The sequence below is a fragment of the Hymenobacter terrenus genome (genome assembly GCF_000972495.1).
Classification (GTDB): Bacteria; Bacteroidota; Bacteroidia; order Cytophagales; family Hymenobacteraceae; genus Hymenobacter; species Hymenobacter terrenus.
Map to the genome: position 1 here is coordinate 18421 of NZ_LATM01000041.1, position 9674 is coordinate 28094.

A 9674-nucleotide genomic window follows, 5' to 3' on the forward strand; every position below is an offset into this window, starting at 1 on the left:
CTTATAAGCTCCAATACTGTAATTCCTTTATTTTGCCACGATATAGGCCCTTGATATCGACCAGAACAGCATTGTCAGAAGTGATGGATTGGAAGTAGGCTTCACCTTTTTCGGCGTAGGGCTGGTGGCTTACGGCTACGATAATGGCATCATAGTCCGTGCGCAAGTCATCGTTGTGCGTAAGACGGAAGCCGTATTCGTGGTGCAGCTCGTTGGAATTGGCATGGGGGTCAACGATGTCCACATTCACCGAAAAGTTTTTCAGCTCCTGAATAACATCGGCCACTTTGGAATTGCGGATATCTTCCACGTTTTCTTTGAAAGTGGCGCCCATCACCAGCACGCGGCTACGGGCCACATCCTTGCCTTTCTTAATCATCATCTGCACCGTTTTACGGGCGATGTAGGCGCCCATATTGTCGTTGGTGGTGCGGCCCGACAAAATCACCTTGGCATCATATCCCAGCTCTTTCGCCTTGTAGGTCAGGTAGTACGGGTCGACACCGATGCAGTGCCCCCCCACCAGGCCGGGCGAGAACTTCAGGAAATTCCACTTTGTGCCCGCCGCCTCCAGTACCTCGTAGGTATTAATATTCATGCGGTCGAAAATCATCGACAGCTCGTTCATCAGTGCGATATTGACGTCGCGCTGCGTGTTTTCGATGATTTTGGCCGCCTCGGCCACCCGGATGCTGCTGGCGCGGTGTACGCCCGCCTGCACCACCAGCTCGTACACTTTCGCCACGGTATCAAGCGACTCGTCGTCGCAGCCGCTCACCACTTTCACGATGCGCGTAAGGGTATGCTCCTTATCACCGGGGTTGATGCGCTCGGGCGAGTAGCCAACTTTGAAATCGACCAGAAACTTCAGGCCCGAGAGGCGCTCCATCACTGGGATGCAGTCTTCCTCAGTGCAGCCGGGGTACACGGTGCTTTCGAACACGACGTAATCCCCTTTCTTCAGCACTTTGCCCACCGATGATGACGCGCCGAGCAACGGTTTCAGGTCAGGTTGAGCGTGCTCATCGATGGGAGTGGGCACGGCCACAATATAGAACTGGGCTTGGCGCAACACCTCCAGCGAATCGGTGAAGGTGATGTCACAACCCTCAAAATCCTTCTTTTCCAACTCGCCGCTCGGGTCGATGCCCTGCTTCATCTGGGCTACCCGGCCGGCGTTTATATCAAAGCCAATTACCTTAAGTTTTTTAGCAAATTCAAGGGCAATGGGCAAGCCCACGTAGCCGAGGCCGATTACGGCCAGCGTGGCCTCCTTGCGCAATAGTTTGTCGTACACGTAGATTAATTTTTCGAGGTTTGTTTTTCGTTTTTAGGGAGCGGGCGTACCGACTGTCCGGTAGCGCTCAATTCATATTGCTCGCCGCTTTCAGGGCAAGTGGCCCGGCGGTTGGCGTCGAAAGTCAACCGGTGGCCGTAGGTACTCATCCAACCCTGCAGCCGGGCCGGCGTACCGTACACAAGAGCGTAGGCAGGCACGCTGTGCGTGACCACGCTGCCCGCACCCACAAACGCATAGCGCCCGAGCCGCACGCCGCACACAATGGTGGCGTTGGCACCGACGGTTACGCCCTGCTCCAGGTACGTGGTTTGGTAGTGGCCGGCCCCCTTGCGGGGCACGGCGCTCCGCGGGTTTTTCACGTTGGTGAATACCACTGAGGGGCCCAGAAAAACGTCGTTTTCACAGATAACGCCGCCGTAAAGGCTCACGTTGTTCTGCACTTTCACGTTGCGGCCCAGGATTACACCATCGGCCACGAATACGTTTTGGCCCAGGTTGCAGTCTTCGCCAATATCGGCACCGGCACAAATGTGGCAAAAGTGCCAGACGCGGCTGCCTCGGCCTATCTGGCAGCCCTCGTCGAGGATGGCCGTGGGATGGACATAGTAATCAGCGGCAATGTGGGGCATTCGGGCAGACAAGTGGTTTATAGGCCGCAAAGGTAAGGGGACCTGCGGGGTTAGGCCGACTATGTGGAGGCCCCGGTGTATTTTTGAAGAAACCAACCTGCCATTCGGCGATGGGCCTGTCTGCTTTTCAACTTGAACCTGCCGAATATATTTCGCCCGAAGACTACTTGCTTTTGGAGCGCGACGCGGAGCACAAACACGAATACATCGCAGGAAAAATTGTGGCAATGGCTGGGGCTGGCTATAACCACAACCGCATCTGCGCGAATCTCATGGGCGAACTCCATAGCCAGCTCCGGGGCAAAAGCTGCGCGGTGGTGGGCAGCGACCAGCGCCTGCAAATCCTCAATAGCAGCGCTTTTGTCTACCCCCACCTGACGGTGGTATGCGGCAAGCCGGAATTCAACGAAGACAAAAAGCTGGATACCTTATTAAACCCCACGCTTCTGGTGGAAGTGCTTTCGCCTACCATTAGCCAGTACGACCGTAGTGACAAGTTCATATTCTACCGGCAAATTCCGAGCTTACGCCAGTACCTCACGCTGGATGCCCAGTCAGTCTATGCTGAGCTATACAGCCTGGATGAGCTCAGCCGCTGGGTACTGACCGAAACCCGGGATTTAGCCACCGTCCTGAACCTAAGCAGCATCGGCTGTCAGGTATCGCTGGCCGAGGTGTATGCGGGAGTCAATATTTGACTCGGATTTGCGCAAATTTTATGAATGGCACCAATGATAGTGACTTTCAAGGAAGTTGTTCACAGAATTATAACTAATCATAAAATCCAGGCATCTAAAAAAACGTTCTATCGGTAGCTCAAACCTTCACGCATATGTTCTGGGCCTCAGTAAAAAACCGCAATGCTTCCAAGCCACCCTCACGGCCAATACCGGAGTTCTTCATCCCCCCGAAAGGCGTGCGTAAGTCGCGGTGTAACCAGGTATTTACCCACACAATGCCACTGTGCAGGGCCTGGGCCACGCGGTGAGCCCGGTTGAGATTGGTCGTCCAGATGGTGGCGGACAGACCGTAGTCGGTGCTGTTGGCCCAGGCAATGACTTCGTTTTCCGTATCGAAGGGTGTGAGGGTGACGACAGGGCCGAATATTTCCTCTTGATTGGTGCGGCAGTCGTGCGGCAGGTTTTCAAAGACCGTAGGCTCCAGAAAGTAGCCTCTCTCACAACGGCCGGGCACGGTGACGCGGTGGCCGCCAGCCAGCAGTATGCCGCCCTCCTCATGCGCTAGCCTGATGTAGTTCAGCACTTTGTACAAATGGGCTTCGCTGACCAAGGCTCCTTGTTTAGTATCTGCTTCGAATGGGTCGCCTATTTTTTGCAGCTCCAGTTGCTTGAGAAACTCGGTTTTGAAAACTTCGTAAATGGACCGCTCGATGAAAATGCGAGAGCTACACAAGCAAATCTGGCCCTGATTAGCAAAGCTGCTACGGATGCTGGTAGCCACGGCCGCAGCCAAATCGCAGTCGGCAAAAATGAGGTTAGGGTTCTTGCCGCCCAACTCCAGACTTAGCTTTTTGAACATGGGTGCTGCCGTAGCCGCCAAGTGCCGCCCTGTCGCCGTACCACCCGTAAAGCTGATAGCTTTGATGCCGGGATGCTCCACAATTGCCTGCCCACAGCCCGGCCCGGTCCCGTGAACAATATTGAGTACCCCCGCTGGCAGTCCCGCTTCAATGCAAAGTTCACTCAGCAGAAAAGCCGTGGCAGGCGTGATTTCCGATGGCTTGGCCACCACGCAGCAGCCCACAGCCAGCGCCGGCGCAATCTTCCAAGTGAAGAGGTACAACGGCAAATTCCAAGGCGAGATGCAGCCCACTACCCCCACGGAGTGCCGCACGGTATAGTTTAGGGCTATGCCCTCTTGCAGATGCGCCTCGGTAGCAAAGTGCTCGACGGCAGTGCCAAAGAAACGAAAGTTGGAGGCTGCCCGCGGAATGTCCATTATCTGAGCCAAGCCGAGCGGCTTGCCGTTATCTTGGCTTTCGGCACGAGCTAGGTGCTCCAGATTGGCATCAATGAGGTCGGCTATCTTGACCAGCAGGCGGCCACGCTCTTCGGCAGGCAACCTACGCCAACTTGGTAGAGCAGCTTCGGCAGCGGCCACAGCAGCGGCTACATCCTCGGGGCCCGAGTCGGGAATCTGGCCGTAAACCTGGCTGGTGGCGGGCTCTATGTTATCGAGGTAGCGGCCAGATCGGGGAGGCGTGAGGTGGCCATTGAGGTAGTTTTGAATCTGTAACATGAGCAGATAGCAGTTGAGAGCCGAAACTTAAAAGTAGCGGCTAGTACGACAAACGTGGGACAAGTGGAGTGCGGAAACGGCTTGGCATTCGGCGCACACCTCGGCCTTTTTCTGCCTAATTTGCCGTCTGATTTAGGCCATCCTTCATTTATATGAGCCCCCAAAATTCTTCGTTGCAGTCCAATCTACCACTCGAGCTGCAAGGCACTGCTCCACCCCTGCTTCGCTTGTGGCCCACCTTGCTGGTGGCCTTAATTGCTCAATTGCTGCTTCTGGGGTACACATGAGATAGTCCAGCTCGGTGGCACTCGACTGGATGCGTTGACTGTCCACAGACTTTAGGTTAGATCGATTACGCCCCCGTATACTTGCTCTTCCAAGCCTAAAACGTGGCCCTGCCCAAGACGTGCTTGCGCACGATTTGCGCGACGGTCTACTGGCTTGCTGTTGCAGAATGGCCACCATCTGGGTTTCGCTAAATAGTCTCCTTTCTCATCCTGCAGTGGTCAGGCAGTGAAAATACGCTTTATCTCTACTGCCAATTGTCTATATAATCAAGGAAGCGTATGTACGCTTCCCCATCTGGTAGGCCATTAGTTAGCAGATGTTAGGCGGCTTGTTTAAACTCGAGTGAGGTCATAAAATTCAAGGCCTGGTGGGGCCGCAAGGTGTTGTAGTCGAGCATCCAGTCGCCGACAAGTTGGCGCACATGGGCCAGCGAGCGGAATAAGTAAGCGTCAAGTACCTCGCGGCGAAAAGAGCTGTTAAACCGTTCGATGTAGGCATTTTGCGTGGGTTTACCCGGCTGAATCCAGTGCAGGGCAATGGTGCTCGCCTCGCACCATTCGCCGAGGCGGGCGCTGATAAATTCGGGGCCGTTGTCGGTGCGCAGCTGCGTGGGCCGGCCGTGGCACTCGATCAGCCGGGTCAGCACCTGCACGAGCCGGGCGGCGGGCAGGGAGAAGTCAATTTCGACGCCCAGCAGCTGCCGGTTGTACTCGTCGAGCACGTTGAGCGTGCGGAAGCGCCGCCCATCGGTCAACACGTCGCTGGTGAAGTCGAGCGACCAACACCCATTGGCCGCCTCCGGCACAACTAAGGGCTGTTTCACGCGGGCGGCCAAGCGCTTCTTTAGCCGCCGGGGCAGGTGCAAGCCCATCGCCCGATAGATGCGCCACGTGCGTTTGTGGTTGATTGTCAGGCCATTTTTACGCAGCCGGTGGTGTAGCTTCCAGAATCCCAACGTGCCGCCGCGGCGGCACCAAAGCCCGGGTGCCGCCCGGACAAAGCCCGCAGCGCTTGCTGCACCGGCTCGTCTTTGCTAGGGCCAACTGCCGGGGCGTAACTGCCCCGGCTCAGGCCCACTAGCGCACACGCCCGGCGCTGGCTCCAGTCTTTTGTTACCACGCCCGGCGCTGCCTGGCGCCGCGCCGCAGGGCGGGCTACTTTTTTCGCAAAATCTCCTTAATAGCCTGGTTCTCCAAGCTTAGGTCGGCGAACAGCTGCTTGAGGTGCCAATTTTCCTCTTCCAGGTGCTTGAGCCTGGGTAGCTCGGCGACGCTGGCGCCGGCGTACTTGCTTTTCCACGCCTAAAACGTGGCCTCGCTCAAGCCGTGCTCCCGCACGATTTGGGCCACGGTTTGCCCGCTCTGTTGTTACTGCAAAATGGCGACAATCTGCGCTTCGCTGAATCGTCCTTTTTTCATGGGTCAGGGGTGAAGTAGTGAAAATACGCCTTTCTCTACTACCAACTGGCTCACTACTTAGGGGAGCGTACATGTGCGCTGGAATAATGCCCCCGGCAGCAAAGTAGGCTTCTTCAGTGGTCTTGATGGTTTTCGGGAGTTGTACCGATTGCGCCGCCGGGCCCGGCACGGGCACTACGACACGGCTCTGCACCGCGCACGTGCGGCATCCGCTAGCCTCAGCTAGCTGCCTTCGGCCCTTGACGCTGGAGTGGAACTACCATAGCGCCCAGAACCAGTGTTTTTACTCTCAGCCTAATCTTTCTGGCGAGGGATCAAGGTGTACACTGAACTGATTAAATCTTCGGCTTCATATTCGCTAGCAGTGCGTATTTTTGTGATTCTTCACGATATTTGCATGATCTATATCACCAAGCCAGATAGCCAAACTACTGTCTCGCAAGACAACTATCCGGTCATCAGCTACGACCTGAAGGTGCGCTTGGTAATAAGCGCACATCGGATGGCCTTGTTACTACTGGTGCTACTGTTTGGCACCTCAGTGGTGGTGGCTTGCATAACCAAAAATACCTACGATGGTGGCGACAGCATCTACCACTACCTTTTTGCGCATTATGCGTTGCAACATCCTGAAAATCTGCTAAATGCCTGGGCTAAGCCGCTGTTTACGCTGCTAGCGACTCTCCCTGCCCAGGGTGGTTTTTTAGGTATGAAACTGTTTCAGTGCGTAGTGGTAGCTGTCTCATCTTGGCTGACTTATCGTATCGCACGGCACTTCCAGTTACCATGGCCTGCCCTAGCCATTGTCTTTTGCTATGGAGCACCTGATTATTTCCGCATTCAATTTTCCGGCCTTACTGAGCCATTGTTTGGGCTAATACTAGTGGGGGCGGTATTCCTAGCCTTGGCTAACCGGCCATACTGGTCGGTATCTTTGATATCATGGTTACCCTTTGTCCGCTCCGAGGGAGTACTAATGCTAGGAATCTGGGGACTGTATATGATATGGCAGCGGCAATGGCGCACTTTGCCGTTGCTACTACTCGGTTATGCAATATATAGTATAATGGGGGGTATATTCTTAGGCGATTTTGCTTGGCTTTTTACCAATAATCCCTACTCGTTTCACTCGCAGTACGGTCATGGCCGCTGGCTTCATTTTTTGGAACACGTCCCTACGCTGCTAGGCTGGGTACTAACCTTACTATATATAGCAGGCGGTGTACGAACCGTCCGGCGAGCCCTGATACCAACTCAATGGTCTGGCCGGTTGTTCCGCACCGAATTGCTGCTGGTTCATGGTTCCATTGTGGTGTTCATTAGCGCTCAAAGCGCATTTTGGGCCTTGGGTTTGTTTGGGTCATTCGGCATGACACGAGTACTTACGGTGCTCACCCCCCTTTTCGCAGTGGCGGCGCTTAGTGGGCTTGCCTGGCTAAGCCAGTTGACTCCAGAACCAACCGGCCGCCGCTGGTCAATGGTAGGTACTATAGCAGCGTTGATTTTCATGTTATTTTCGCGAGACCACGGATTCGTCAATGACGGAGGCGGATTAATAGGTTATCATAGTAACCTGCACTGGCGCCGGGACTTTCAGCAGCTAACCGATTTACAGTTGGCTGACAAAGCTACAAAATGGTTGAGAGGCCATGACTCGCATTGGGCTTGGCATCCGTTAGCTTTCGAGCATACTTACTACGCCGTAGCTCTAAATATAGATCTATTTGACCCTACTATACGCCCCTCTTTAACCAGAAATTGGTCACCATATCTAGATGGCATTCCATCCGGAACCTATGTGTTTTGGGATGGATGGTTTTGTCCGGTCGAAGCACACATTCCTTTAGATATGCTCGAAAAGGACAGCCGCTTCAAGAAACTCTGGCAGGACTCCATTCCCATGTACCCAGATATGCCTAACTACATTCACTATAAGGCGGCCATTTTCGAAAAAACTCGGTTGTAGACAAATTTTAGCCATTAGTAATACACTAGACTAGTTCTGTAATTTTGCTTGACAGGCATTCGGCTTGCTCCCGAATTAAAGACCTTACAAAACATCATATTAATTATAAGGTATTTCGCGATGCATAAGCGATGTTCAATAAAAATGCTTCGAAAAGCGACCACAGAACGAGGCATGATCACCGATTTTTACAGTTCAAAAATAAGTCCATCACACTCACTATAAACCTGTTGAATACTAAGTCTTTATCCTTATTTCGTTAGGTCTATTCATTCGATTTTATGGGAATCTTGGCGAATACATTTTCCGCATCTACTGCGAAAATCAAAACTGGCCGCTCTACTTCGTGCAGCATTACTGTTCAACGCTAAAACGAATCAATTAATTTGCTATCCGCCGTCTGCTGTGCTTCTTCCATTCCCGCCACCTGCCCGTGGCTTCGCATTCTGTTACTGTGGGGATGGGCACTGGTTTGGACACAAGGGGTTGTTTTTTCGGCGAAAGCGCAGGATAGCATCCGCTATGCTAACTGGCGCCTCGAGTTAGCCGAAGAGTTTAACATCGACAGCGACAGTTCCGCGCTGGCTGCCCGCTGGCGTTTCTCATATCCCTGGGGGCGCTACTTGAGCGGGTTGGAATCTCAGTACTACGTTGGGCAAGAAGTGAACGTTCGTAATGGTACGCTACGCCTCACGGCGCACCGGCTGGTCCAGCCCCGGCAGCTTGCTAAAGAGCACCGCGAATTGCGCTTTAATTCGGGCATGCTCTACGCCCGGCACAGTAGTACTGACTCTATGCGCTCGGCTCCCTGCCCGCCGGGCGAGGGTATCAGCTACGGCTTGTTTGAAATTCGCTGTCGCCAGCCAGTTGATGGCAACAGCTGGCCAGCTTTTTGGCTATATGGTGCTCCCGACGAAGTCGATGTTTTTGAAGGCTATCAGGGTGGGTTTTGTAATAATGTAATCCATCATGCTCATGAGTACTGGTACCCCGGCCCGCTGGAAGAGCCAGCCTGCCAATGCTACTATTTTTGGCCTGGTGCGAGTAATCTTACTAAGGAATTTCACCGATACGCCCTTGAATGGATGCCACAGCAACTCACCTTTTATTTTGACGGCGTACCTATTCGCCGTGAAACCCGGTTTCGTCCTCTAGGTTGCGCCATGGCCATCATCACTAATTTAGCGATGTGGGCTTGGGCCACCCCCATCCGAGACTCTCTAGAAATTGACTACATCCGCATCTACCGGCCTCGTCGGTTACCTGTCTCGCCGTTTGGTACCGCTCCCCCCCCTACTTCTGACCTTTTCAGATTGCCACGAGCCTCTGCCCCCGAGCGCAGCAATCCTGTTGGTGAGCAGTTCTGGCAACTATGGCTTCCAGAGTCGGGGCGAATAGGCTTAGCTCTACGCGACAATCTTAATCCTGCCTGCGATACCAATATAGCCTTACCTACAAGTCCTGACTGGTGTCCCGCTTGGGTAGTGAGCACACGTGACACTCCCGTCCAAGTTAATCTGCCCGACACTACCGCGCTGCGTTGGACTATTACCGATGCATTGGGGAAAAAATATAGCGAAGGACTGTGGCGTAGTAATTTTTGGCGCCCACCTATAGCCAATCTACCCGCTGGATTCTATATGGTTAAGCTTCAAGTGCAGCAATGTGTGCGAACGCAGGCGCTATTCATTATCAATATACCCCACAACCCATCCCCCGCTGGTAGTTGGTAAAGGGAATTTATTTACTCCCGTTCATATTTTATAAGATGTATAGTCCCAAAGAGTGATGGTAAATTTTCCGGGCAGGAATTT

The 9674-nt window shown here is 53.6% G+C and carries 6 protein-coding genes and 1 pseudogene; 3 read left to right on the plus strand and 4 right to left on the minus strand.

The window, feature by feature from the left end:
• Nucleotide 1: 1 nt before the first annotated feature.
• Both WX88_RS24510 and WX88_RS24515 read right to left on the minus strand, forming a co-directional pair.
• The gene (locus WX88_RS24510; RefSeq protein WP_046247073.1) at nt 2-1297 is read right to left on the minus strand and encodes a nucleotide sugar dehydrogenase; all 1296 of its coding nucleotides are present in this window, start codon (nt 1295-1297) and stop codon (nt 2-4) included.
• A 5-nt stretch (nt 1298-1302) separates the two neighbouring features.
• Nucleotides 1303-1929, minus strand: coding sequence for an acyltransferase (locus tag WX88_RS24515; protein ID WP_052733069.1), 627 nt, complete (start codon nt 1927-1929; stop codon nt 1303-1305).
• 110 nt (nt 1930-2039) lie between these two features.
• Here WX88_RS24515 and WX88_RS24520 point away from each other — a divergent pair, with 110 nt between their 5' ends.
• Nucleotides 2040-2627, plus strand: a complete 588-nt coding sequence (locus tag WX88_RS24520; RefSeq protein ID WP_046247074.1) for a Uma2 family endonuclease — start codon at nt 2040-2042, stop codon at nt 2625-2627.
• 118 nt (nt 2628-2745) lie between these two features.
• On the opposite strand, the gene WX88_RS24525 is transcribed toward WX88_RS24520, so the two are convergent.
• Nucleotides 2746-4188 (minus strand): aldehyde dehydrogenase, encoded by a 1443-nt coding sequence (locus WX88_RS24525; RefSeq protein WP_046247075.1) that lies wholly within the window; start codon nt 4186-4188, stop codon nt 2746-2748.
• A 607-nt stretch (nt 4189-4795) separates the two neighbouring features.
• Nucleotides 4796-5894: pseudogene (locus WX88_RS32215) on the minus strand (IS3 family transposase).
• Between the two features lie 319 nt (nt 5895-6213).
• Between WX88_RS32215 and WX88_RS24535 the strand changes: the two are divergent.
• Both WX88_RS24535 and WX88_RS29125 read left to right on the plus strand, forming a co-directional pair.
• Complete coding sequence (locus tag WX88_RS24535; RefSeq protein ID WP_156176411.1) at nt 6214-7860, plus strand: glycosyltransferase family protein; 1647 nt, start codon at nt 6214-6216, stop codon at nt 7858-7860.
• Between the two features lie 386 nt (nt 7861-8246).
• A complete protein-coding gene (locus WX88_RS29125; protein ID WP_072053101.1) occupies nt 8247-9593 on the plus strand; it encodes a glycoside hydrolase family 16 protein in 1347 nt (448 codons plus the stop codon).
• The last annotated feature ends 81 nt before the right edge of the window (nt 9594-9674 follow it).

What these genes read in the sequence shown, in the direction of transcription:
- WX88_RS24515 (WP_052733069.1), bottom strand. Translation starts at nt 1,929, where the DNA reads ATGCCCCACATTGCCGCTGATTACTATGTCCATCCCACGGCCATCCTC.
- WX88_RS24520 (WP_046247074.1), top strand. Translation starts at nt 2,040, where the DNA reads ATGGGCCTGTCTGCTTTTCAACTTGAACCTGCCGAATATATTTCGCCC.
- WX88_RS24525 (WP_046247075.1), bottom strand. Translation starts at nt 4,188, where the DNA reads ATGTTACAGATTCAAAACTACCTCAATGGCCACCTCACGCCTCCCCGA.